At 43.7% G+C, this 26169-nt stretch carries 20 protein-coding genes; 13 read left to right on the top strand and 7 right to left on the bottom strand.

Annotation, left to right across the window (positions count from 1 at the left end):
* Positions 1-69: 69 nt before the first annotated feature.
* The gene (locus tag Q4519_RS05545; protein WP_303510489.1) at positions 70-966 is read right to left on the bottom strand and encodes a TIGR01777 family oxidoreductase; all 897 of its coding nucleotides are present in this window, start codon (positions 964-966) and stop codon (positions 70-72) included.
* Between the two features lie 115 nt (positions 967-1081).
* Between Q4519_RS05545 and Q4519_RS05540 the strand changes: the two genes are divergently transcribed.
* Positions 1082-2128 (top strand): AI-2E family transporter, encoded by a 1047-nt coding sequence (locus Q4519_RS05540; protein ID WP_232801146.1) that lies wholly within the window; start codon positions 1082-1084, stop codon positions 2126-2128.
* A gap of 73 nt (positions 2129-2201) precedes the next feature.
* On the top strand, positions 2202-3110 hold the full coding sequence (locus tag Q4519_RS05535; protein WP_232801147.1) for a class I SAM-dependent methyltransferase: 909 nt from the start codon (positions 2202-2204) through the stop codon (positions 3108-3110).
* On the opposite strand, the gene Q4519_RS05530 is transcribed toward Q4519_RS05535, so the two are convergent.
* The 3 genes from Q4519_RS05530 to Q4519_RS05520 all read right to left on the bottom strand — a co-directional run bounded on the left by Q4519_RS05530 (position 3107) and on the right by Q4519_RS05520 (position 7070).
* The gene (locus Q4519_RS05530) at positions 3107-3304 is read right to left on the bottom strand and encodes a hypothetical protein (RefSeq protein WP_232801148.1); all 198 of its coding nucleotides are present in this window, start codon (positions 3302-3304) and stop codon (positions 3107-3109) included. The genes Q4519_RS05535 and Q4519_RS05530 overlap by 4 nt on opposite strands.
* A gap of 322 nt (positions 3305-3626) precedes the next feature.
* Positions 3627-5771 carry a phosphate acetyltransferase gene (gene pta / locus Q4519_RS05525; RefSeq protein WP_232801149.1) on the bottom strand — a complete coding sequence of 715 codons (2145 nt, stop codon included), beginning with the start codon at positions 5769-5771 and terminating at the stop codon, positions 3627-3629.
* 102 nt (positions 5772-5873) lie between these two features.
* Positions 5874-7070 carry an acetate kinase gene (locus tag Q4519_RS05520; protein ID WP_232801150.1) on the bottom strand — a complete coding sequence of 399 codons (1197 nt, stop codon included), beginning with the start codon at positions 7068-7070 and terminating at the stop codon, positions 5874-5876.
* 317 nt (positions 7071-7387) lie between these two features.
* Here Q4519_RS05520 and yfbV point away from each other — a divergent pair, with 317 nt between their 5' ends.
* From yfbV to cydC, 7 genes are all read left to right on the top strand, one after another.
* Entirely contained in the window at positions 7388-7837 is a 450-nt protein-coding gene (gene yfbV, locus Q4519_RS05515) for a terminus macrodomain insulation protein YfbV (RefSeq protein WP_232801151.1), read from the top strand.
* Positions 7838-8101: 264 nt separating this feature from the next.
* The gene (locus Q4519_RS05510; protein ID WP_232801152.1) at positions 8102-8668 is read left to right on the top strand and encodes a GbsR/MarR family transcriptional regulator; all 567 of its coding nucleotides are present in this window, start codon (positions 8102-8104) and stop codon (positions 8666-8668) included.
* Positions 8669-8702: 34 nt separating this feature from the next.
* A complete protein-coding gene (locus Q4519_RS05505; RefSeq protein ID WP_232801153.1) occupies positions 8703-10289 on the top strand; it encodes a cytochrome ubiquinol oxidase subunit I in 1587 nt (528 codons plus the stop codon).
* 9 nt (positions 10290-10298) lie between these two features.
* Positions 10299-11438 carry a cytochrome d ubiquinol oxidase subunit II gene (gene cydB, locus Q4519_RS05500; protein ID WP_303510479.1) on the top strand — a complete coding sequence of 380 codons (1140 nt, stop codon included), beginning with the start codon at positions 10299-10301 and terminating at the stop codon, positions 11436-11438.
* 60 nt (positions 11439-11498) lie between these two features.
* Positions 11499-11624 carry a cytochrome bd-I oxidase subunit CydX gene (cydX, locus tag Q4519_RS05495; RefSeq protein ID WP_232801155.1) on the top strand — a complete coding sequence of 42 codons (126 nt, stop codon included), beginning with the start codon at positions 11499-11501 and terminating at the stop codon, positions 11622-11624.
* Between the two features lie 297 nt (positions 11625-11921).
* Positions 11922-13697 carry a thiol reductant ABC exporter subunit CydD gene (gene cydD, locus Q4519_RS05490; protein WP_303510478.1) on the top strand — a complete coding sequence of 592 codons (1776 nt, stop codon included), beginning with the start codon at positions 11922-11924 and terminating at the stop codon, positions 13695-13697.
* A complete protein-coding gene (gene cydC / locus Q4519_RS05485) occupies positions 13690-15420 on the top strand; it encodes a thiol reductant ABC exporter subunit CydC (RefSeq protein WP_303510477.1) in 1731 nt (576 codons plus the stop codon). Before cydD ends, cydC begins: the two co-directional genes overlap by 8 nt.
* Positions 15421-15626: 206 nt before the next feature.
* Here the strand turns inward: cydC and Q4519_RS05480 are convergent, their stop codons facing one another.
* The 3 genes from Q4519_RS05480 to pflA form a co-directional block, all read right to left on the bottom strand.
* Positions 15627-17507 (bottom strand): methyl-accepting chemotaxis protein, encoded by a 1881-nt coding sequence (locus Q4519_RS05480; RefSeq protein ID WP_232801158.1) that lies wholly within the window; start codon positions 17505-17507, stop codon positions 15627-15629.
* Positions 17508-17649: 142 nt separating this feature from the next.
* Complete coding sequence (locus tag Q4519_RS05475) at positions 17650-18306, bottom strand: energy-coupling factor ABC transporter permease (protein WP_232801159.1); 657 nt, start codon at positions 18304-18306, stop codon at positions 17650-17652.
* 5 nt (positions 18307-18311) lie between these two features.
* A complete protein-coding gene (gene pflA / locus Q4519_RS05470; protein WP_232801160.1) occupies positions 18312-19112 on the bottom strand; it encodes a pyruvate formate lyase 1-activating protein in 801 nt (266 codons plus the stop codon).
* Between the two features lie 613 nt (positions 19113-19725).
* Here pflA and Q4519_RS05465 point away from each other — a divergent pair.
* From Q4519_RS05465 to Q4519_RS05450, 4 genes are all read left to right on the top strand, one after another.
* Positions 19726-21249 (top strand): ethylbenzene dehydrogenase-related protein, encoded by a 1524-nt coding sequence (locus tag Q4519_RS05465; protein WP_303510475.1) that lies wholly within the window; start codon positions 19726-19728, stop codon positions 21247-21249.
* Positions 21246-21869, top strand: coding sequence for a DUF1566 domain-containing protein (locus Q4519_RS05460; protein ID WP_303510473.1), 624 nt, complete (start codon positions 21246-21248; stop codon positions 21867-21869). The genes Q4519_RS05465 and Q4519_RS05460 overlap by 4 nt, the downstream gene beginning before the upstream one ends.
* Position 21870: 1 nt before the next feature.
* On the top strand, positions 21871-24450 hold the full coding sequence (locus tag Q4519_RS05455; RefSeq protein WP_303510470.1) for a PKD domain-containing protein: 2580 nt from the start codon (positions 21871-21873) through the stop codon (positions 24448-24450).
* A 111-nt stretch (positions 24451-24561) separates the two neighbouring features.
* Positions 24562-26028 (top strand): M12 family metallopeptidase, encoded by a 1467-nt coding sequence (locus tag Q4519_RS05450; RefSeq protein WP_303510467.1) that lies wholly within the window; start codon positions 24562-24564, stop codon positions 26026-26028.
* The last annotated feature ends 141 nt before the right edge of the window (positions 26029-26169 follow it).

Here is a 26169-nt window from a genome sequence, read left to right as displayed (position 1 = left end):
AAAAGCGCAGCAGCTGAAATATGGCGTGACCTTTATGACGTCAATGCGATTACGCCATAGGTTTTAATTTCAGCGGTGGAGCAAGTCTTGTAGGGCTTCTTTTATATCTGGGTGCTTAAATTGATAGCCGGATTGGCTTAATTTCTGCGGTAACACATTTTGTCCGTAGAGCAATAAGTCACTCATTTCCCCTAATAAAACTTTGAGTACAGTGGCGGGAACAGGACAAAAAGCAGGCCTGTTAAGAGTTGCTGCTAATTCCAGTGCGAAGGTTTTATTAGTTACAGGCTTAGGGGCAGTTAAGTTAAACACGCCTGACAAGGCTTCATGCTCTAACAACCATATAATGCCATTCACCATGTCATCGATGTGGATCCAAGACATGTATTGCTGGCCAGAGCCTATCCTGCCTCCCACGCCCATTTTAAAAGGGGGCAGCATTTTTTTTAAAGCGCCACCTTGGTTACTGAGCACGATACCGGTGCGAAGGATACAAACGCGACTAAAAAGCTGGGCTTGATTGGCTATGTCTTCCCATTGTTGGCAAATAGTATGACTAAACTCTTCGTGATACTGGTCAAAGTCTTCGGTAATGGGCTGGGCACTTTGACGGCCATAGATGCCAATAGCAGAGCCACTGATAAATGTTTTAGGTGGTTGCTCAGATACTTTGAATAGATCGACCAATTGTTGTGTGATGGCCCATCTACTTTGACAAATTGCGTGTTTTTGTTTTTCGGTCCAGCGTTTTTCAGCAATGGGTTCTCCGGCAAGGTTAATCACTGCATCAAATTGATTAAGATTTGTTAAAGACGCTAAATCCTCAATGATGGTTATGTCAGAGCCTAGCAGTGAATGTGCTTTATGTTTGCTGCGGCTTAATACCGTTAATTGATGGGCGGAATTAAGGGCTTTACAGAGCCTCTGACCAATAAGCCCAGAGCCCCCAGTGATCAATATATTCATACCTGTCTCATTATTGACTATTTATTCTTAGTATTACGTTAAATTAGCAAAAAAGGATGTTATTTTGAGATGAAAATTTTTTATTTCGTTTGTTGATAAATATATAGGGTAAAGCATGGTTGATCAGTCTCTCATTAGCCGAGGTATTTTAGTACTTGCGGGGATCATTATCTGTTTAGCGGGGATCAAGCTTGCTAGTGCTATTATTGTGCCTTTTTTATTGTCCTTGTTTATTGCCATCATTTGTCACCCTGCTATTAACTATCTAGTGCAGTTTAAGATCCCCAGAGGCATTGCTATCAGTTTGATTATTGGTGTTATTGTGCTGGCCTTTTTTATTATGGGCAGTGTAGTTGGGGCGTCGGTAGCGGAGTTTCGATCCCAACTACCGGAATATGAGGCACAGTTAACAGAGCGTTTTGTTGGCTTAACAACTTGGCTGCAAGCACATGATATTCAGATTTCAATGGATGTATTTAAAGACTATTTCAATCCCAGTATCGCCATGAATATGGTGACGAATATGCTTTCGGGTTTTGGCAGTGTGCTAGCTAATGTATTTTTATTATTACTGACTGTGGTCTTCATGCTGGGAGAGGCAACCGGCATGCCGGCGAAGCTACATTTGGCTTTTCGCGATCCAGAGATGAAATTACAAGGGTTGGATAAGTTTTTAAGCTCGGTCAATCAATATATGGTGATTAAAACATTTGTCAGTATCGCAACCGGCATATTGGTGTCGATTATATTGTGGCTTATCGGGGTTGATTTTTTTATTTTATGGGGCGTGTTGGCTTTTTTACTTAACTATATTCCTAACATCGGCTCAATTATCGCGGCAGTACCTGCGGTTATTTTGGCATTTTTACAGCTGAGTCTAGGCCATGCTGCTATCGTTGCCTTAAGTTATGTGATGGTCAATACCGTGATGGGTAATATGGTTGAGCCAAGATTTCTTGGTCGAGGGTTGGGCTTATCTACTTTAGTGGTATTTTTATCATTAATCTTTTGGGGTTGGTTGTTGGGGACCGTTGGTATGCTGCTGTCGGTTCCCTTGACCATGATATTAAAAATAGCTCTAGAGAACAGTGAACAAGGGCGCTGGTTTGCAGTGCTATTAAGCTCTGAAAGTGATGTAATAAATTCGATCAAGCAAAAGTAATCACTCGTTGTGAAAATAGCGCCATGGGGCGGTTCTAGTGTAGAATCGCCGTTTTACTTTTTGAGCCTTCTATATGTCTTCTTTCAGTCAAATCCAAGGTCATTTTAATTGGCCCGAGTCGACCCAAGCTTGTCGGATCTTTCATGGGCGCGGTGGTCGATACCCTGAGTTTCGTTTTATAAATATCGATTGGTTTAGCCCTGTTGTGTTGATCATTTTATACAGCGAGGTGGAGCGTAAATGGCTTGATTCATTGACCGAGGTGATTAAAGCGCAGTTGGGTGAGCGTTGCTTGAGCATTCAAGTTCAGTATCGTTTTCAGCATATGGCCCCCTATGAGCTGCTTTGGGGTGAAGACATTCCTGAGCCAGTTGCCGATGAAGCTGGGCTTAAATATCAACTGCGTTTAGGCAAAAATCAAAACTATGGTTTATTTTTTGATATGGAGCAGGGGCGACGTTGGGTACAAGCGCACAGTGAGCAAGCTAATGTGCTTAACTTGTTTGCTTACACCTGCGGCTTTTCTGTGGCAGCTATAGCGGGTAATGCCCGCCAAGTGGTTAATTTAGACATGAGTAAACCATCCCTTTCTGTTGGCCGAGAAAACCATCGCCTAAATCAACATGACTTGAGCAAAGTGAAATTCATGGCCCATGATTTATTCAAAAGCTGGGGCAAACTTAAAAAATCGGGGCCGTATGATTTAGTGATTGCCGATCCACCGTCGCTACAAAAGGGAAGCATTAATGTTATTCGAGATTACCCTAAAATTATTAGACGGTTACCTGAGCTACTAGTGCCGGGAGGACGTGCGATGTTATGTTTAAATTCACCTGATCTTGATTTTGCTTTTTTGAAATCAGCGGTGGCGGAGCATTGCCCTGAATTAGTTTTAGAAGATAAGATCGAGCCTTCTTCTGTGTTTATTAATCAACAACCAGATAAAGGCTTAAAAATCTTAATTTATAGGTTAGCGAGTTAGATTAAGTTTTGATCGAGTAATCCCGCTAGTTGGCTTTGTGTCGGGCTGTTCATCGCTTTGAGCTGCTCGATAATTACCCGTTGCTGGTTGTGACTGAACTGTTTTTTTTCTAGGTATAACATTAAAGAGATATCATTTTCATCATGGAGTAGGTCGAACAGCTGTGCAGCTTGACCTTCTATCATTCCATTCATATTGCCCCCTTAAAATGCGTTGTACATATTTAAGGTTAATCTACCTCTAGGTTTGTATTAGATTTTATTTGTCTAATGTCCGGTGTTTTTCTTGTGAAATGGAAATAATGTAAAAAATAGGGCTGTTTCATTCTTTACATGTGAATAAATATAAGTTAATAGGCGAATAATTTTTTATTTGTGTTAGTAACAATAGGGGTTTAAGCAAAGATATCCACAAAATCTGTGTATAACTCTGTGGGTTAGCTGGTAGCGCTAATTAAGTGGGGGATTTGGCGGATGTATGTTAGAAAAAAGCCCTGTTAAACAGGGCTTTAGTAATCTAGCCTTTCAGTTGTGAAGCTTGTATTGCCGTTAAAGCAATGGTGTACACAATATCATCAACTAAGGCGCCGCGTGATAAATCGTTTACCGGCTTACGCATACCTTGCAGCATTGGACCAATACTGATCAAGTCGGCACTACGTTGTACCGCTTTATAAGTCGTGTTACCGGTATTTAAATCAGGGAAAATAAATACCGTGGCCTTACCTGCCACAGGGCTGTTTGGCGCTTTACTTTTAGCCACATTTTCCATGATAGCGGCATCGTATTGCAATGGGCCATCGATGATTAAGTCAGGGCGACGCTCTTTCGCTATCTTGGTGGCTTCTCGTACTTTATCAACATCTGAACCAGTACCTGAAGAGCCAGTAGAGTAGCTGATCATGGCTACTTTGGGCTCAATGCCAAATGCGGCTGCTGAGTCGGCAGACTGAATCGCAATATCCGCTAATTGCTCGGCATTTGGGTCAGGGTTGATGGCACAGTCGCCATAAACTAATACTTGATCAGGCAATAGCATAAAGAAGATAGATGACACTAAATTCGCACCCGGTGCTGTTTTAATTAACTGCAGCGGTGGGCGGATAGTGTTTGCCGTGGTGTGGATCGCACCAGATACCAATCCGTCTACTTCATCTTGTGCTAGCATCATAGTGCCGAGCACTACGTTGTCTTCTAGTTGCTCACGAGCAACCACTTCGGTTAGGCCTTTACCTTTACGAAGCTCAACCATAGGTGCAACGTATTTCTCACGCACTGTTTCAGGGTCAATAATTTCAACCCCTTCACCTAACACCACACCTTGTTGAGCAGCGGCTAAGTGAATACGCTCAGGGTTACCCAGTAATATTGGGGTTGCAATACCACGTTGGTCACATAAAGCTGCTGCTTTGATGGTTCTTGGTTCTTCACCTTCGGGTAATACCACGCGACGATTGACCGCGCGCGCTAATTCAGTGAGGTGGTAACGGAATGCCGGCGGTGACAGTTTACGTGGCAAGGTGGAGCCTTGGGTTAACGTTGCAATCCAATGTTTATCAACATGCCCCGCAACATAATCTTGCACTAGCTCGATGCGCTCTGCGTCATCTGTTGGAATTTCAACGTTAAAGCTTTGTAGTCTAACTGAGGTTTGCCAAGTGTTCGTGCCGATCAACATAATCGGTAAACCAGTCGTTTCCATTGCGGTTTCACACAGCTTCATCACCTGTGGCTCTGGCTCATAACCGCCTGTTAGTAATAAACAGCCAATTTTTACGCCGTTCATTGACGCTAAACAAGCTGATACAATCACGTCACTGCGATCGCCCGAGGTTACTAGCATTGACCCCGGTTTAAAGTGTTCAACCATGTTGGGAATTGAGCGTGCACAAAAAGTAACACTTTGCAGTCGCCGAGTTGCCATTTCACCTTTATTTAGGATGGTGGCATTCATGTGCTCTGCGAGGTCTTTGGCGCGAGGGGCGACCAGACTTGGATTCCAAGGGATACAGCCCAAAATGCGCAGCGGACTTTTGCCAAACATTTGTAGCACTTCGAGGTTGGCACCAGATTTATGGTGATGCTCAAACATTTCAGTTAAATCAGGGCGCGTTTTTTCGTGATCATCAAGGGGGGCACCTACCTTGTTGATGATACAACCGATGATACGTTTATTATCGTGGCCACCAAAGGCGGATACGGCAATTTCAATGCGCTCTTTCAGCTGTTGGCTTGAGTCGTTACTAGGATGAGTAACAAATACCATTTCGGCGCCGATGGCCTTGGCTATTTGGTAGTTAAGCTCGTTTGCAAACTGAAGTTTTCCGGTTGGGACCAGTCCCTCTACTACCACGACATCTGCACCAGAGGTGCCCGTTTGAAAACGAGCAACAATGTTCTCTAATAACTCTGAGGTTTGATTCGTAGAAATCATGTTCTCAGCGTATTGCATGCTAAAAGGCTCAGGCGGGACAAAATTAGTCGCATTGCGAATAATAGTGGTTGAGCGTTCTGGGCCGGTATCACCCGACTTCGGTTGGGCAATGGGTTTAAAGAAATTGACAATTACACCGTGACGTTCCATGGCACGAACCATGCCTAGGCTAACGGACGTTACTCCAACACCAGAGCCAATGGGAATAAGCATTATTGTACGAGACACAAGCGTTCCTCAAATTAGGTTGTTGAGCAATCGCGCTTCGTATAACGAACCATCGCGCCATTGCTGCAAAAACTTGGGAGCGAAAGCTCCCAGCCGATTATTTTAAGCACTGACAAGAGCAGCAGAATCTTTTGCGATAACCCACTCTTCATTGGTGGGGATAACTAAGGCTATCGGGCTGTTTTCTTTAGTAATAATGCCTTCGTTGCCAAATCTTGCAGCTTCATTTTTTTCATCATCAACGGCAAAGCCAAAGATAGCTAAGTTTTGCAAAACAATTTGACGAATTAAATTAGAGTTTTCCCCTATACCGCCGGTAAATACCAGAGCGTCTAGGCGCTGTAATGGTACAGTATATGAAGCGATGTATTTTGCGAGGCGGTAGCAGAAAATTTCTAGCGCTAAGGTACAACCTTTGTGGCCTTCTGCGTAACCTTGTTCAATGGCGCGACAATCACTCGATACTTCAGAAATGCCCATTAAACCGCTTTGCTTGTTTAATACATTATTTACTTCATCTAAGGTGTAGCCTAGCTTGTTAACCATATGTTGGATAATGCTTGGGTCGATATCACCACTACGAGTACCCATTACTAGGCCTTCTAGAGGGGTGAGCCCCATGCTGGTGTCAACACTCTTACCATTTTTAATTGCGCATATAGACGCGCCGTTACCAAGATGGGCGGTAATGACATTGGTTTCGCTTGGCTCTTTACCGAGCACTTTTGCGGCCATTTGACTAACAAATAAATGACTTGTGCCGTGCATACCATAGCGACGAATACCGTGCTCGCGGTAGAGTTTGTAAGGTAAGGCGTATAAGTATGCAGACTCTGGCATACTCTGATGGAAGGCGGTGTCAAAAACTGCTACTTGAGGCAAGTTAGCAAAAGCGGCTTGAGCCGCGCGAATACCAATTAGGTGAGCAGGATTGTGTAATGGAGCCAAGGCTGCGCAGGCTTGAATACCTTCGATTACATGCTCATCAATGAGCACTGACTTAGTGAATTTCTCACCGCCATGTACCACTCGATGACCAATCGCAATTAAGTTTTCTAGTAGCTCAGGCTTAGTGCTGAGGATTTTTGATACGATATATTCAACTGCTTCACGGTGAGCAGAAAATGCACCTAATGACGCTTCTTGTTTAGTGCCGTCTAACTTCCATTTTATTCGGGCCTCTTCCAAATTAAAACATTCGGCTAAACCTGAGATGTACTCATCGCCATTTTCGGCGTTAAGCACTGCAAATTTGAGAGAAGAGCTACCGCAGTTAAGAACGAGAACAAGTTTGTTCATTGGCAAATCCTAAAAATTACATTTCGATTACGAGTGGAAAACAATTGCGATTATGTCAATTGCTTGACTTAATGTATCCTTAATACAAGTCGGACAAAAAAGCCGATAGTCGGTATCATTAACTGATCCGCGCTGTTTATAATCAACGTTTAACCAAGAGAACAATAGGGTAAACGTCTGTGGATACGCTTAGTTGTAACAAGGATACAGCTAATGTAAGAAAATAACAAAGCGAAGCGTCTTTAGAGTTAATTGAAATCAATTTTTAACAAATTAGGCTCATTTTCTCGCCACTTTTAGCGGTAAGGCAGGTAAATATGAAATTTTTTGGTGGAAAATTACAAACAGGTAAAGCCTACATGAAAGTGTGGCCACAGCGAAAAGAGCTAAATGGCCTATTTCCTGAGAACCTAGTGATTAAGGCAACTGAGTTTGCTGAAAAGTTTATGCCGATGTTGGCAGTGTTAACGATTCTGCTGCAATACCAAGTTGGCCATGAAATGTTTTGGCCGACTACGGTAGGCATGGTTTTATTTATGGTTAGTTTACCGTTGCAGGGGCTTTACTGGTTAGGTAAGCGTGCGCAAAGCCCGTTACCGCCTAGTTTGGTGCGCTGGTATCACCAGATCCATCAAAAATTAGCGCAGCAAAGTAGTGAAGAAAATGAGCCGACAAAACAATCTGTTAGTAAACCCACCTATGGTGACTTAGCCTCTGTATTAAATCAGGGCTTTAAAAGTTTAGATAAAGCATTTTTGTTTGATTAGCCATTAGCCCTAGTGACACTCAATTTTATTTCAGTAAAGTTGAGTGTGTTACTTGCAACAAAGCTAGCACTTTTGGCTTTGCCTTATGACTTTATTCAATATTTGCCTTTCGCTATGATTGTAAACATGATTCCGCTCTATTAATTTTCCTCTAACCTCCTCATTGCCCTTGATAAATAATCTACAATTGCTTCTAGTTGATCTTGATCAATTCTTAAATAGTATTTAAACTTTCAGAAATTTCTGAAACATGTATAGGTTGATATGGAAATCTCACCCCGTGTGCAATCTTTTGTATTCCATTTTGGCGAAATGGGCAGCCGTTGGGGGTTTAACCGTACGGTTGGGCAAATGTATGCCTTATTAGTGGTGACCGAGCGCCCATTAAGTGCAACTGAGCTGGCTGAAACGCTGAACATTTCACGTGGTAACGTCAGTATGGGCATGAAAGAGCTGCAATCTTGGCGCTTAGTGCAAGTGAGTCATATTCCTGGTGACCGCAAAGAGTATTATCGAGTGACTGGCTCAATTTGGGATATGGCCAACACGATTTTCGAAGAGCGGAAAAAGCGCGAAGTAGACCCAACCTTGTCTTTATTACGTGACAACCTACTTGAAGAGCCCAAAGACAAAGAAGAAGCCTTTGCATTTGAAAAAATGCAAGAAATTCATGATTTACTTGAAATGTTGACGCAATGGTCGGGGGAATTGCAACGTTTGTCACCGGAAAAATTAAGTACCCTGATGAAGTTGGGCGCGGGGGTAAGCAAGATGTTAAGTATGAAAGATCAACTTTTTACTAAAAACAGCCAACCAACATCAGATTCATAATGTTTATATATTTGACGCAATTTAGGAGCGTTTTATGATCAACGAAACCTTAGTGGAGCTGTCTAGGTGGCAATTTGCAATTACCGCCATGTTCCATTTTTTGTTTGTACCATTGACTCTGGGGATGACATGGATCCTGTTTATTATGGAGTCTGTGTATGTCATGACTGGGCGAGAAATATACCGAGATATGACTAAATTTTGGGGCAAACTCTTTGGCATTAATTTCGCGATTGGTGTTGCCACGGGCTTAACTATGGAGTTTGAGTTTGGTACTAACTGGTCGTATTACTCACATTATGTGGGTGATATTTTTGGTGCGCCGTTAGCGATTGAAGGGCTAATGGCGTTCTTTCTAGAATCGACCTTTGTTGGTATGTTCTTTTTGGGTTGGGATCGGCTCACTAAACGTCAACATTTAGCTGCCACCTTCTTGATGGCCTTAGGCACCAATTTATCTGCATTATGGATATTAATTGCCAATGGCTGGATGCAAAACCCAGTAGGCAGTGAATTTAACTACCTAACCATGCGCATGGAAATGGTCAGTTTTGCAGAGTTAGTGTTTAACCCTGTTGCTCAGGTTAAATTTATCCATACCGTGGCTGCAGGCTATGTCGCTGGCTCGATGTTTGTGATGAGTATCAGTAGTTACTACATCTTGAAAGGCCGCGACTTGCCATTTGCGAAACGTTCATTCTCGGTTGCTGCGGGTTTTGGTTTGGCGTCTATTCTTTCGGTGATCTTACTGGGCGATGAATCGGGATACGAAGTTGGTGAAGTACAGCGGGTTAAGTTAGCGGCTATTGAAGCCGAATATGAAACGCAACCGGCACCCGCTTCATTTACTGTTATAGGCTTTCCCAATGATGAAACCATGGAAACGGAGCATGCCCTGAAAATACCTTATTTAATGGGGATCATTGCCACACGTTCATTAGATGAAGAGGTGGTAGGTTTACGTGATTTGCAAGCTGAACATGAAGTGCGTATTCGTAATGGCATGGTTGCTTATGAGTATTTACAAAAGCTGCGCAATGGTGAAGACACGCCTGAAAATATCGCCCGCTTTGATGAACTTAAAGTGGATCTTGGTTATGGCTTACTGCTTAAAGCTTATACGCCGAATGTGGTTGATGCCACGGAAGCACAAATTCAAGCTGCAGTAAAAGACTCTACGCCACCAGCTGCGCCATTATTTTGGAGTTTCCGTATTATGGTGGGCTGTGGTGTTGCGATGCTCGGTTTATTTGTGTTGGCGTTTTACTACAACGCGAAGCGACAAATAGAGCAAAAGCGATGGTTACTTAAGGCTATTTTATTTGCGTTGCCTCTGCCTTGGATCGCGATTGAAACGGGTTGGTTTGTGGCGGAGTTTGGCCGTCAACCTTGGGCGATCAGTGAAGTGCTACCCACCTTCTTAGGCGTGTCAAACTTGACGGTTAGCCAAGTGATAACGACGATGGTTGCCTTTATCAGTGTTTATATCATCTTGTTTATTATTGAAATGTTCCTCATGGTGAAGTTTGCCAAAATAGGACCAAGCTCGCTGCACACGGGCCGCTACCACTTTGAACAACAAGCAGATGCCACGGCATCACTGCGTCAAAGCCATTATTAGGAGTCAGGGATGTTTGATTACGAAAGCTTAAAGCTAATTTGGTGGGTGTTAATTGGCGTATTAATGATCGGCTTTGCCATTACAGATGGCATGGACATGGGCGTGGGTACTTTGCTTCCTTTCGTCGGTAAGTCTGACGATGAGCGTCGCGTGGTAATCAATACGATTGGTGCCCATTGGGATGGTAACCAAGTCTGGTTTATCACCTTAGGTGGGGCGTTATTCGCTGCTTGGCCGATGGTTTACGCAACGGCATTCAGTGGTTTTTACTTCGCCATGATGCTTACCCTATTTGCATTGTTTTTACGCCCGTTAGGGTTTGACTACCGCAGTAAAATTGATAGTAAAAAATGGCGTAATAATTGGGATTGGGCGCTATTTGTAGGTAGTTCAGTACCGCCGCTAGTGTTTGGTGTTGCCTTTGGTAACTTATTACAAGGTGTTCCCTTTCATTTTGATGATCTCATGCGTGTTACCTATACCGGTTCATTTTTTGCTTTGTTCAACCCGTTTGCACTATTGTGTGGGGTAGTGAGTGTGGCAATGGTGACAATGCATGGCGGTGCTTGGCTAGTGATGCGCACAGAAAAAATAGTGGCAGAGCGCGCTGCTCGCATTGGTCAATGGGCTGCGTTAACTTTAGCTGTTGCTTTTATACTGGGTGGCATTTTGATTTGGCAAATGGTGCCGGGGTATCAAATTACCAGTGCTATTGAAACGGCTGGGGTAGCTAATCCCACTTTGAAGCAGGTTGAGATTGTTTCTCAAGCTTGGTTACATAATTATTCTGTGCAGCCGTTAATGTGGTTATTACCAGCACTGGGGATAATTATGGCGTTATTGGCCAGTGTATTAATGAAAATGGCACGAGGTGTCGCGGCATTTATCGCCAGTAGCTTAGCAAATGTGGGGGTTATTTTAACCGCTGGAGCTTCTATGTTTCCATTTATTATGCCGTCTAGTTCAGTGCCAAACCACAGCTTAACGTTGTGGGATGCAGTTTCTAGTGAGATGACGTTGAATATCATGTTGCTTGTGGTCGTGCTGTTACTGCCGGTAGTTTTAAGCTATTCGTTTTGGTGTTACTACAAAATGTGGCGTCGTGTCACGGTTGCTGAAATTACAGAGAATAGTCATTCATCTTACTAATTATTTTTCACTCAGGTGATGGTTATAGGGTTCTATGCTATCACCAGATAAGGACAGTTTATGTGGTATTTCAGTTGGATATTAGGTGTGTTACTGGCGTGTGCTTTTGGCATTATTAACGTGATGTGGTACGAAATGCAGCAACATGTTGATAACGTGGCAAAAGACCAAGACGTCGATAATTAAGTGCCTTGTTAGGGCCTGTTGACCTTTCGCGGTTAATTGTTGTTCGAGCGGGGACACCTTGTCTAAAAACGTTTTGAGCGCGGCGAGCAGTGTGTCGTTTAGTATTCTAAACAAATACTGCTCAACAAAGCGTTGCAAAACAATCTAGAAAGGTCAGCAGGCCCTAGGCTCCTTGACAGCGAGTTAAGGAGTCTTGACTCATTCATGTTACTCCCCCCATTTTTTATGATGTATCTGGCTGTGTTTCAGTTTGTTGTTAACGTTTTTTCAACTCATTGTCTCTAAGGGAATACTCACATGTCGCAACAACTTAATGCTGATGAAACAAAATTAGCCAATCGTTGGCTGAAACAGCAAAAATCGAAATCCCAAGGTTTATTGGCAAAAGCCATTGCCTTTGGCTCGCTAAACGGCTTGGTGATGATAGGCCAGATGGCTTTGTTAGCATGGATCATCGATGGCGCAATATTTAAGCAGCAATCGTTACATGATTTAACCCCATGGCTAGCAACCTTGGGCTTGGTGGTGCTGTTAAGAGCGGGCTTAGGTTATGCTAGCGAGCGTTTTAGCCAGCGCGGCGCAGCAAAAATAAAGCAAGAGATACGACAAGAGTTATTACAAAAAATTGTCTCATTGGGACCGGCTTATACGCGACAGTACGGGCAAACAGCACTCGCGCAGTTACTGCATCAGGGAGTGGAATCGTTACAGGACTATTTTGCTGGCTATTTACCTGTGGTTGCTTATTGCGCAGTGATCCCTTTGGCGGTGCTGGTACTGGTATTTCCCTTTGATTGGGGAGCAGGCCTGATCTTTCTTTTTACCGCGCCATTTATTCCTTTTTTTATGATTCTGATTGGCAAGCGCGCCGAAGCGATGAATCAGCAACATTGGGCTAAGTTGTTGCGTATGAGTAGTCACTTCCTTGATATTATTCAGGGTCTTACTCAGTTAAAAGTATTTAATAGTGCTAAGCAAGAGCTGGCGGCGGTGAGAGAAATTAGTGACGACTATCGCCGTCAAACTATGAAAATTCTTCGCGTGGCTTTCTTGTCCTCGTTTTTTTTAGAGTTTCTTGCATCTGTGTCCATTGCTTTAGTGGCGGTAATTTTCGGTTTTCGTTTGTATTATGGCGAAGCCAGCTACCTTATCGCACTATGGGTATTGCTATTGGCACCGGAGTTTTATTTACCGTTTAGAAACCTAGGCACGCAATACCACGCTAAAATGGCGGGCGCGGCAGCGGCTGCAGATATGATTAAGTTACTTGCTGAGCCTGAAATTTCTGAGTCTGATCACCCTACAACCAACGTTGCTCAATTTAAGGCGCCATTTACCTTATCTTGCGAGTCGCTAAATTATGCTTACCCTGGTCGCAGTCGCACCTTATCGGATATTAACCTTACTTTTGAACAGAGCGGTATTTACGCCATTGTTGGTGAAAGTGGCGCGGGTAAGTCGACGTTAATCGATATTCTATTAGGTTTTAATCAAGCCGATTTTGGGCAGGTGTTAATAAATGGTCAGCTGTTAACTCCGGCCTTAAGAGATGCTTGGTTGCATCACTGTGGCTGGATTGCGCAACAAGGACATATTTTCTTTGGCAGCATTGGTTACAATGTCGCTTTAACTAACGATTATGACACGACAAAAGTCAATGAAGCATTAGAGCAGGCGGGGTTATTTGACTTTGCCAATGAACAGCCTACACAACTTGAGACAGCGGTAGGTGAAGGTGGCCTTGGGTTATCAGGTGGTCAAAGTCAACGACTGGCATTGGCCCGAGCATTTTACCATCAACCGGATGTATTAGTTCTTGATGAGCCGAGCAGCCATTTAGATAAAGACAGTGAAGAAAAAGTATTACAAGCCATCACAGCCTATGCTAAAGACCATTTAGTGATAGTGATTGCTCACCGTCTGCACACGGTTAAGCAAGCAAAACAAATTCTTGTTATGTCTCAAGGTCAGATTATTGAGCAAGGCTCACATCAGCAGCTACTGGCTTTGCAGGGAAACTATCATGCTATGGTCAATGTGAGTCAGTCTCATGGAGGGCATCAAGATGCGTAACTTCTTTCGTTTACTTGAACTCATGCGCCCGCAGCTCGGCTTTATGTTACTAGGGGCGTTGCTGTCACTGTTAGCGTTACTTGCTAACATTAGTTTACTGGCGGTGTCGGGGTGGTTTTTAACCATCATGGCTATGGCGGGGTTGACAGGGGCGTCCATTAACTATTTTACACCCGGCGCAGTGGTGCGGTTTTTAGCCATAGTCCGTACTGTGGGGCGTTACGCTGAACGGGTGATTACCCATGAGGCCACTTTTCGAATTTTGGCGCAGTTGCGCTATTACTTTTACCAAAAACTTGAGCCTTTGTTGCCTTACTATCAAGTTCAGTTTCAGTCCGCTGATTTACTCACGCGAATGCAGCAAGACATCGACAATTTGGATAATTTTTATTTGCGGATCTTATTGCCTGCGATCGTTGCTTTGGTCAGTGTACCTTTGGTGTGTGCGGCAGTGGCTTATTTCTCGGTATCATTAGCGTTAATATTGGCGCTGGTGTTAGTTATTCTTGGCTTAGGTTTGCCTTATCTCAGTTTTCATTGGGCTCGCAGTCAGCAACGGAAAAAGTTAGATCTCAATAATCAAATGCAATTGGGGTTGGTGGATGGCATGTTTGCGCTACGAGAATTGGTGATGTATCAAGTGGCGGAGCGTTATCAAGAAAGCATGTTGCAACTGTCTAGCCGTTTTTTGCAATTAGAATTAGCGCTGCAGCAAAAGAACAGTGTCAGTAATTTAGTTAATTTTTTACTTGTTAACGCTTTGGTGTTATGTAGTTTTATTATACTGATCCCGTTAGTAGGGCAAGGCCAGCTAGCCCCTGAGTATATTGCTAGTCTCTCGTTATTGATGTTAGTGAGTATTGAAACGGTTATGGCGCTGCCTTTGGCTTGTCAGTTGTTGCCACAAACCTTAGCAAGTGCACAGCGGCTATTTGATATAGTGGATATGCCTGTCCCCAACTTTAAGCAAGATAATCATGGGGCGGCTATTCAAGCGGGTGCGATTGCGTTTAATCACCTTAGTTTCAGCTATCCCGAACAATCAAGCTGCGCCTTAACGGATATTCACGTTACCGTCCAACCCGGTCAAAAAGTAGCGATTATTGGGCCTAGTGGAGCGGGTAAGTCCACCTTAGTTAACCTACTAATGGGCTTTTGGCCGACCAAAACTGGGCAGCTAACCATTGCAGATCAAGATATTAATGGCTTTAGTAAAACCACGTTACGTCAACATATTGCCTTAATGAGTCAAGCTGGGCATATATTTAATGCCACCATTGCGGATAACCTGCGCTTAGCCAGTCCTGATGCGACCGTCGATGATATGGTTCAAGTGTGTCAGCAAGTGGGGTTAGGCGACTTTATTGCGTCATTGGAGCAGGGAATCGACACTTGGCTGGGAGAAACGGGAGCAGGGTTATCGGGTGGCCAAAAGCAGCGTTTACAGCTTGCTCAAGTGTTGTTACGTGATAGCCATATGTTGGTTTTAGACGAGCCAAGTAAAGGGTTGGACGGGTTAACAGAGCAGAAAATGATGACCGAAGTATTTAGTCATGTTAATACCAAGCAGCAAACGCTGCTGATGATCACTCATAAGCCGATTATGCTCCAGCAAATGGACCTAATTTTAGTGATGGCGCAAGGGCGTATCATTGCCCAAGGCGATCATTCGAGTTTAATGGAGACGAATGAATATTACCGCGACTTACTGGATTATTTTTAACAAAGGCACTTAAGGTGCTAAATGAATTAGCTAAGTTTATGTAATAAAGATAAAAAACTAGGTGTTTAAAATATGTCCCTATAAGCTTTGCGTTGTCATCTCTGAAAATGACATTTTGCCGCAAAACATACTTTATTTTGCGGCGTTAAGCTTAAGCAGACCCTAGGTTTGCTTGTTGCTTCAATGTTACTGACTACAGCAAATTATTACACTTTAAACTGGCTCAGTAGGGTATCTTGCTCAGATACTTGCTGAGTCATCGCTTGGCAGTGATTAACTTGTTCAAGGGCCCCGTTAGAAACGTCTTGACTAATATCACGAATATTCGTGGTGTTACGGTTTATCTCTTCAGAGGTTGCTGATTGCTGCTCAGCAGCGGCGGCTATCTGTAAATTCATATCATTAATTTGCACTATCGCTGCGCGAATTACATCGAGTGCTTGATTTGCTTTACCTGCTTCTTCTGAGGTCTCATTTGCCATTTCACGACTCTGTTTAATCTTGGTTTCAGCTTCTCTAACGCCAGATTGTAGCTGCTCTATCATGGTTTTGATTTCGCTGGTTGATTTTTGCGTGCGTGAGGCAAGTGAGCGCACTTCATCTGCTACAACGGCAAAGCCTCGGCCTGTTTCACCTGCACGAGCGGCTTCAATTGCAGCATTAAGAGCCAGTAAGTTGGTTTGTTCAGCAATGCCTGTGATGACGAGTAAAATAGATTCGATATTGTCACTGTATTTAGCCAGCTCAACAACCGTTGCGACTGCTTGATCCATTTCAGTGGCCAAGTTTTTAATTGAAAGGCTGGCTTTAGAGACTATTTTCACGCCATTAGCTGTTTCTGTGTCAGCTGTTTGTGCCGATTGAGCGGCGACTTGAGCACTATTCGCGACTTCTACTGCACTTGATGCCATTTGGTTCATCGCGGTGGCGAGTTGGTCCAGTTCTGCTAGTTGAGTTGCCAGCTCTGACTCTGCCTTTTGCGATTCTTGACTTGTTAAATCGGTACTTTTCCTGATGTCATTGGAAATCGATTTGACGTTAGTGATCATCTGTTGCAGTTGGCCAATAAACAGGTTGAATTGATTCGCAACTTCGCCAAATTCATCTTTGGATATGACCGGTAAACGTTTAGTTAAATCACCATTACCACTGTTAATTTCTAGTAGCGAGCTGCTTAATAAGCCGATGGGTTTGAGGATAGATTGCATCACGCCGCCAATAATCACTATACCTATGATTATACTAATAACGCCACCAAATAATGATTGCCAGGCCATCAAATCGGCTGACGCCATCACGATATTTTCATCAACCACTACCGCTAGATACCAATCTAATCCTTTCAATCCCTCAAGCGGAATAAAGCTAACCCACAACGCTTTATTATTCACTTCAACTTCATTAATACCATGTTGCAAAGCGATTTTTTTACCGCCAAATACTTGGCTATAGTCCTTACCATTAAAATCCGCATTAGGATGAGAAATTACCTTTCCTGCCCCACTGAGCAAAAATGCATAGCCAGAGCCATTAAAATTAACGGTATTAAGAGCTTCAGAAACTACTTTTAGGCTTAAATCACCACCAAATGCGCCTTTAAAATCGCCTTTATCTGAAAATTTAGCCACCACGGATATTAGAATATCTTTGGTAACCGCATCAGCATAGGGCTCAGTAATTGCCGCTTCGCGACTATTTCTTGCTACGTTGTACCAAGGACGTTTGCGGGCATCCCAATCGTTGGGTTGCCAACTAGGATCATTAGATATGCCTTTGCCATCTGTATCCAAGCCACCAAATATGAGTAGGAATTCTTGTTTTAGTAACGGACTGTTAAACACCCTTTGGATATTTTCAGAAGTAAAATCGCTATCGATAACTTGAGCCACGAGATTGATGATATCAATTTTCCCGTTGAGCCAATGAGTTATTTGCTGGCTTAGTGCCGTGCTGGACTCTTGAATAGAGCTGTGTGATTGGGCTTTAAGGTTTTGAGTCATTTCACTGTATTGATACCATGACAATATAGTAATGGTAATTGCTAAAACCAGTGAAGATGCCCCAACGACTTTCCATGCTACTTTCATATCTCGATCCTGCACAATAGATACAACTAGTTAGTTGTTAACTAGCACTGTAATATTTAGCTTAAGTTGGAATGAGATATTTGCTTGATTTTATGGTGAATTAGATGTCATTTTTAAGTCAAATATGAGGCGTGATTTCTATCTAGTTAAGTTCTTTATACTTAAAAGAAGCAAGCCATTGTGGCCGATAGGTGGCCATTAAGGTTACTGCCATGCCATTTAATAATGCTTCTGGGAAAAGGAGTAAAGGCCACAAGTAGAGGTAATCCTCTGTTACTGCTGATGCGCGGTACTGGCCATCAACTAAGTAAAATAGCCCCAAAGCAAGATGACGCCCTAGCATGGCTAAGGCGGCACCAAAGAAACCACAAACAAAAATATAAATGAAAAAATGCTGTGGCAGATAACGTCGGTAGCCAGTTAAAACACCCATGGTGACAGCAATAGGCAGTGCAACGCCAAGAAGAGCTTCAATAGTTAGTTGTGCAGGCGAGCTGCCTTGCCAGATGCCAAGTAGTATTAAATTAGCCACACCGACTAACAAACTTAAGTGCCAGCCAACCATCAGGGTTGCCACTGATAAACCAAGAAAATGCATTTCTAAGCCGGGATGTAGGCCTGCTTTTAACAACCACAAAGGCAATAAAGCGACAGCAATGCCTAAACAACGTTGCTGTATGTCGCTGGTAATACGAATAAAAGGGGAGGTGCGGTATAAACACCAAGCGACTAAAAAAATCATGCACAATAGAGCAAGGCCACTAAGAAAGGTAAATTCAATAGCGGGACTATTATTCATAATTACTAGAAAATAACGTTGTGATGGTATTCACTTAAAATCGCCTTGATGTTATTCATCACATCTCGAGAGGGTGGCGAGACCCCCTCTAGTGGGTATTCTTCACCCATGGCAATCCACTTATGGCGACCGAGTTCGTGATACGGCAGTAGTTCGATTTTTTCAATGTTTTTCATTGGTTTAATGAATTCACCTAAATCACGCGCAGATTGCTCGTCGTCGGTATGACCGGGAACAATAACATAACGTAGCCATGTTGCTTGGTTACGTTGTGCTAAGTGTTTGGCAAAGGCAAGGGTGTATTTGTTACTGACATGGGTTAACGCTATGTGGGCGTCATTATGAATTTGCTTGATGTCTAGCATCACTAGATCAGAGACGTCTAATACTTCATCGACCAATGGTGTCATTTTACGAACAAAACCATTTGTATCAAGACAGGTATGGATACCTTCTTTTTGAGCCTGGCTAAATAAAGCATGCACAAACTCTTGCTGTAGCATAACTTCACCGCCAGAGGCGGTAATGCCGCCGCCTGAAGCATTCATAAAGTGACGGTATTGAACTAAATCATCCATTAACTCTTGCACTGTGGTTTCTTTCCCGCCTTCAGTATCCCAGGTGTCACGGTTATGACAATACTGGCAACGCATCAAACAACCCTGTGTGAATATAATGAAACGAATACCAGGACCATCGACAGTACCACAGGTTTCAACAGAGTGAATTCTTCCGGTTACTTTACCAAAGTCTGGAGTGACATCGGTCTGAACATTGATGGCTTCAGAATTTGTTGTGACAGTCATAGATACCTAATCGAAAATGCATTCGCGCGAGCAAACAATGGCTCGATTGTAACTAAATTACAGTCGCCATAAAAGAGTCACACCATAAGTAACCCTTAAAAATACATGCTTTTTACTGCCCATTAAGTGCAGTGCCTTTCAGGTTGTATGCTTTTTTTGTTCTTGGCTGAGTTTTTCGGCATCTGTGGTTGTTAACAATGTTACCAAGTAGAATTGTTATCCTCATGCTGTATTCGCCTGTAGACCGTTTCATTTGTTGTGATTTTGCTCCGACTTTAACTGTCCGTAAATTAACAAAATCAGCTTTTTTACTATCTATTTCTAATCACTTTAAAGTAAATAATGATACTTTAGATTATTACTGGTTAATTATATTTTGTTGTATTTAAAAGATTTTATTATTTCTTCTTTGTCTTTTTTATTATACTTTATGTCTTTAATTTATTATTTTATGTTTTTGGTGAATTCAGAGCCAAATGTCATTTTTGTTCCAGCCGAATTAAGTTAATCAAATGTAAACTTGACCTAAATAGAATGGTTATGGCTGTTAGATGCGATAAGACAATCAGCCAGTTACATGCTTCTTATCGTTAGGCTCAAGGATGAAATGTTGGTGTATAAACGCAAAACAAGCTGGCCTTTGGTGGTCGTCCATCTAATTGGCTTACTTGCTTTACTTCTGAGTTTCTTTTCAGGATTGCGGTTAGCGCAAGACAGCCTGTTTGCCTTGCCTATGCCGCAATGGTTGATGCCGCAAGGTGATGTCTATTTTTGGCATGGTATTGGTGCATTGCTTTGGATTCTTGTGCTTATCGGATACGCCGGATTTGCATTATTTCGCAATAAACCATTAAGTGCGGTGAAATCACGGCATTTGATTATTCAGCTGATTCGCGTTCTTACTCCGTTAGCTGTTATCTCTGGAACACTGCTTTACTTGAGTCCAGCTTGGCTCAGCTACCTTCTACTACTTGAAGGCCATTACTATATTGCGTTACTGATGATGTTAGTTGTGACTTTACATGTTGTGGTGCAAATACAGGCTGGGCTAAAACGCACTTGGCCTATTTTTCTACCACAGCGGGCTACGTTATTGGAATGCCTGCCAATGTTAGGTGGCGTTGTTGTCATTGTGACTTGTTTCTTGTTCTATCCCGCAATCACGCCAAAATTAGTCAGTCTGCGCACAACTGACAACATTGTGATTGATGGACTTAATAACGAATGGGATAGGGCTGAAAAAACGACGCTATTGGTTACTCAAGGCGCTAATCAAGCAACCAGTGTGACGGTTACTGCGCAGTCTATGCACGATGATGAAGTGGTCTATTTTTTGTTTCAGTGGCCTGATGCCAAAGCAGATCTAATGCATTTACCCTTGGTTAAGACTGCACAAGGTTGGCAGGTAGAGCATCAAGGCTTTGAAGTTGATGATGAAATCACGTTCTATGAGGATAAATTTGCACTGATGTTGAGTGAGTCCGCTCGGATCGGCGGAGCAGGTAGCATTCACCTAGGGCCAGCCCCTCTTAATGGTGCGCCGCCATCGCGCTCCGGTCGTGGTTACCATTATATGAAGCAGGGTATGGTAGATGTATGGCAATGGAAGTCGGTGCGGTTAAATCATATGTCAGTGCTTGATGATGATCATTTTGGTCAACCTGCGCCACCATGTGATTTTTGTCCTCGCTATACCGCTGGCTATCAAACTGATCCAAAAGAAGCAGGTGGCTATCGCATGAACTGGCAATGGTTTAAGCAAGAGCAGGTTTTACCGTTGCGCTTACCTAAGCAAGCAGCATGGCAGCGCCTTGAGCAGCGCGACCAATTTGCCATTAGTTGGTGGGATACCCAGCCTTACAGTGAGCATTTAGATACTTATCCCATCGGCACCCGTTTACCTAGCGTGTTATGGATGGATAGTTTTGAAGGTGACCGCGCTGATGTGCAAGCAAAAGCACATTGGCAAGACGGTGTATGGAGTTTAGAGATAGCACGCAATCGTGATACGGGGTCTAAGTTCGATTTGCCCTTGGTGAATGGCTTGTATTTGTGGCCGGCCACCTTTGACGCGAGCCAAACTCGCCACAGTTACTCGCAGCAACCTTGGCAGCTAGTGATGGAGCGAAAAGGATGAAGTCTTTAATGCTTTGTATTTTAGTTGTAACAATGATTAACAGTGCACAAGGCGCTGAGTTACGCTTCGCTAAGGTACATCAGCAAGGGCAGATCATTTCACCTAAATCGGGACCATGGCATTGCGTGCTCGATAAACAAACTGGCTTACTTTGGGAGGTGAAATCTGCTCAAGAGGGGGCGCACTATTATAAGTCAACTTATTCATGGTGGGATCGGCAAAGCTTGCAAGGTAGCGAAAAGGGTGGCAGTTGTGCGGTAGGAGATGGCTTTGTGCCTTGTGACAGCCAAGATTTAGTGGACTTATACAATCAATTGGAATTGTGCGGCGTCAAAAATTGGCGAGTTCCGCAACTTGATGAGTTATCAAGTTTAGTGAATTCATCTGCCTATCCCGGCCAACCATTGGTACCCGCTGGCCTGTTTTCATTAACCGTTAAAGGACCTTATTGGACTCAGACCTGGAGTGACGACAACAAACAATTAGCCATGGTGCATTTTGGCTCAGGAGAAGTTGGATTTTTGAAACCCAGTGGGGCGGCATGGCTGCGTTTAGTGAGCAGTGTAAAGGGTCATTCCTCTTCAGCTAATCAGCAACACAATCAAGACAAGGAGCAGTAAGATGCAAAGTCGAAAAAAACAGGGTTTTCGTTTGGCAATGTTGCCTACGTTAGTCATGGCCAGTATGAGTATTACCGCGCAGGCCACTGAGCAAGTGCGCGTGGTGTGGGATAGCGATCCTGCACGCAATGCTGTGATTGGTTTTTCACCAAAAGGCCAATCAAGTAACGCGTATGTATTATATGGACAAAATGCAGATGAAACTAAATGGCAACGTAAAAGCCCATCAGCGTCTTATGTATTCGATGCAACATTAGAAAGTCAGTTCGTGCGCTTGAGTAACTTAGTGCCTGATAGCACAGTGTATTTTAAAGTATGTGACGACAGCGGTTGTGGTCCGAATTATTTATTCAAAACCGCGGCCAATGTTGCATCTGACTTTACTTTTGTCGCTGGTGGTGATTCGCGAAGTAACGCATCCACACGTCGCTCAGGTAACCAACTGGTGAGTAAAGTTCGGCCATTGTTTGTTATGTTCGGTGGTGATTTAACCTACGGTAATGAAGCGCATGAAGTCTCTCAGTGGCTAACAGATTGGCAAAACACTTTTAGTCAAGATGTAGTGAATGGCAAAAGCTATCTTGCCATTCCGGCGTTAGTGCCAACAGTCGGTAACCATGAATCCAATGATCATACCTTTATGTGTAAGGTGTTTGGTATTGATGCAAACAACAATGGCCGCTGTGAGTTAGATGACACCTATTATGCCTTTAACGTTGGCGGCAACCAGTTGCGTGTTTATACCCTAAACACAGAATTTCGAAGCTCAGGTTATCAAACTCAGTGGAGCCGACAAAAAAGTTGGCTTAGCAGTGATTTGTCAGGAGCCGGAAGCAGCGTTAAGTGGCGTATCAGTCAATATCATAAGCCAATGTTTCCTCGTACCACTGCCAAAGGCTACGTAAACAGCAAAATGTTTGAATGGGCTAGTGACTTTTACAACAAGAAAATGAACTTAGCTGTGGAGTCTGATAGTCACCTAGTGAAGTATTCTTGGCCGGTGAAGCCAGCGAGTAATGACATGGAGCAAGTCACCGCGGGAACGGTGTTTATTGGTGAAGGTAGCTGGGGAGCCCCAACACGTCCCGCAGACCGTTACTCGCCTTGGATTGCTGACCAAAGCAGTTTTGCACAGTTTAAGATAGTGCAAATGAAAGGCGAGGAAATGTGGATCCGCACTGCACGCTTTTCGGGTAATCCGCAAGCCCTTAGTCAACAGGCGCGAGAGAATGATCCATTAGCATTGCCAACTGGTTTAAGTATTTGGAATGCAAATGGTATCGGTGATGTTTATCGCCTTGGTCAAGACAGCAGTGGTCGCACTGTGGTGGCAGATGCAGCGATTGCACCGGAAGCTAAGTTTGTCGCCAGTTGTAATCAACTAGCCTGTCGTTTTGATGGCACAAGCTCGGTTGGGTCAGACTTAAGTTATAGCTGGAATTTCGGTGATCAGAACAGCGCATCAGGCGCGCAAGTTAGCCATAATTTTAGCAGTGCTGGGCAATATTCAGTTACGTTAACGGTACAAGATGGTAAAGGCCAATCGGCCCAATTTAAGCAATCGGTTACAGTGCAAGCGCAACCCGATGAAGATAGGATTCTGATTAATAATCAAGCGAAAACCAACTTATCGGGTCTGAAAGGGCAAGATCAAGTGTTTACCTTTACCAATGAAATGGTCAGTCAGCTAAGTATTACGACACAAGGTGGTAGTGGTGATGTTGATCTATTAGTGAAATTTGGCGCGGTGCCAGCAGGGGCGGATGCAGATTGTCGTCCTTATAAAAATGGTAATAATGAAAGCTGTGATATAGCCAATGCCAAAGTGGGAACTTACTACATCGTGCTCAATGGCTATGACAATTACAGTGGTGTTTCGCTTAAAGTCGTTGCTAGCCAAGGTGGCAGCAATCAACCTCCTGTTGCAAACTTTACCAGTACGGCCCAAGGCTTAAGTTTGAACTTAGTTGATAACAGTAGCGACAGCGATGGTGAGGTGACGTCTTGGCAGTGGTTACTTGGTGATGGTTCATCGGCGAATGGTCAAGTGGTTAGCCATAACTACCAAGCTGCTGGCAATTATACCGTTAAGCTCACGGTGACTGATGATCAAGGAGCGAGTCACAGTGTTAGCAAAACCATTAACGTTGCTTCATCAGGCGCTGGTAACACCTGGTCGAGCACTGCGGTTTATGAAGCTGGCGACCAAGTTACCTACCAAGGTGAGGTCTACCAAGCTCAGTGGTGGAACAAAGGCGTTGAGCCCGGTGCATCACAATGGGGACCATGGCAGCTAATTAGCGGTGGCACCTTACCGACACCAACTCCTACTCTAGCACCCACACCAACGCCAACGGTGGCCCCAAGTGTTACCCCTACTGTCATTCCCACCACCACGCCGACACAAGCGCCGGGTAATGGCTGCACCAGCGAGAGCTGGAACGCCCAAGCTTCTTATGGTCCTGGTGATGAAGTCAGTTATAACAATCAACGCTGGAAGGCGACGTGGTATAGCACCAACTTAGCCCCTGGCTCTAGCAATGCTTGGAGCAGTTGGGAAAACCTAGGTAGTTGTAATTAATGATAAAAATTTATGGTCCTAGGTGCCATAAACACTCGCGTTACCTTAGGTTTGCCTGAGGTAACGTATGAAAAAAAACTGAAGGCAACTCTGCCTAACAAGGATGATAAAATGAACTTTAAAATGACCCCCATTGCAGTTTGTATTGCGCTGGCACCACTTGCAGCAAACGCTGTCACAGAGGCAGAAGTAAACGAAGTGTTTACTTCCCAAGGTGAGCAAATTGCTACAGTGATCGGCTCAAATCAAGAGATTGAATATCAGCTTAAACAGCTAGACGGAAAGCAATTAGCCGTTTATGAAAGCGATATTATTTTAGGTGAGCATGAAGAAATGCAACAAATGGGCGCTGTGCCTCTAGAAATCCAGTCTTTTAGCAGCAATATGCAAGCTAAAGCGTCTTGGGGCGGACGCACAACTTGGCCCAATGGTGTGGTGCCTTATGTGATCACGTCAGGCGTACCTGCCGGAGATGTCACAACCATTAAAGCTGCGATGAAATGGCTTGAGGACGCGGCTGATGTTACTTTTGTAGAGCGCAGTAACCAAAGCAGCTACATCAATATTATTCGTGGTGACGGTTGTTATTCGATGGTGGGGCGCACTGGGTCTAAGCAAGACTTATCTATCGGGAGCGGCTGTGGTACACGGGGTATTGTTGCCCATGAGTTTTTACATGCACTCGGTTTTTATCATGAACAATCTCGAGCAGATCGTGATCAGCACGTGAATATTCATTGGGAAAATATCAGACCGGGCATGGAGTCTAACTTCAAGCTAGGCGCAAGTGTTACCGCATCGGTTGGCCCATACGATGTGCGCTCAATTATGCATTATGGCTATCGTGCATTTAGTAATAATGGCCAGCCAACCATTACCTCTAAAAACCCGAATGTACCAAATTCGGCATTAGGCCAGCGCACCGCGCTAACGGATTTAGATATTTCGGCATTACAAACCATTTACGGTTTGCCAAATGGCGGCACTAAGCCAACGCCGGAGCCAACGCCAATACCTAATAGTAAGCTGAATAATGGCCAAACTGTTTATGCCGCTGGTAGCAAAGATAACAATGTGTTCTACAGCATTGACGTACCAAGCGCGAGTCAGCTGACGGTATCCATTGCGGGTGGTTCTGGTGATGCGGACCTATATGTTAAGCAAGGTAGCAAACCAACAACAACTAGTTACGATTGTCGACCATATAAAGACGGTAACAGTGAATCTTGTACCTTAGAGAATGCCACGGGTACGGTGCACGTTATGTTACGTGGCTATGCTGATTTTGCTAATGTGGGCTTAACAGCAAGTTATACCGCAGGTACAAAACCAACACCAGCGCCGACACCTGTGCCAACCATTACACCAACACAACCGCCTGTGCCTACCACTGAGCCAACGCCGCCACCATCAGGTGCTTGTGGTGAAAACTGGAGTGCCTCAGCAGTTTATACTGCAGGTAATTTAGCTGTTGATGGCAATAAGCAATATAAAGCTAATTGGTGGACGAAAGGTGATCAGCCTTCGAGTAACAATGGCCAATGGCAAGTATGGTCTTTTGTTAAAAACTGTAACTAATAAATATTGTCAGCTGTTCAATAATATTCAATAGATTATAAGTCTCAGGGCGGCATAGTTCGCCCTGTTTGATTGACTTTGTCAAAACTAACTGCTCAAATTCTCCGCTCATGTTTGCTACGGCGACAACCATTACGTTAA

The organism is Motilimonas sp. 1_MG-2023 (genome assembly GCF_030547455.1).
Lineage (GTDB): Bacteria > Pseudomonadota > Gammaproteobacteria > Enterobacterales > CBDFNC01 > Motilimonas.
This window is presented reverse-complemented; position numbering and strand designations above follow the sequence as displayed.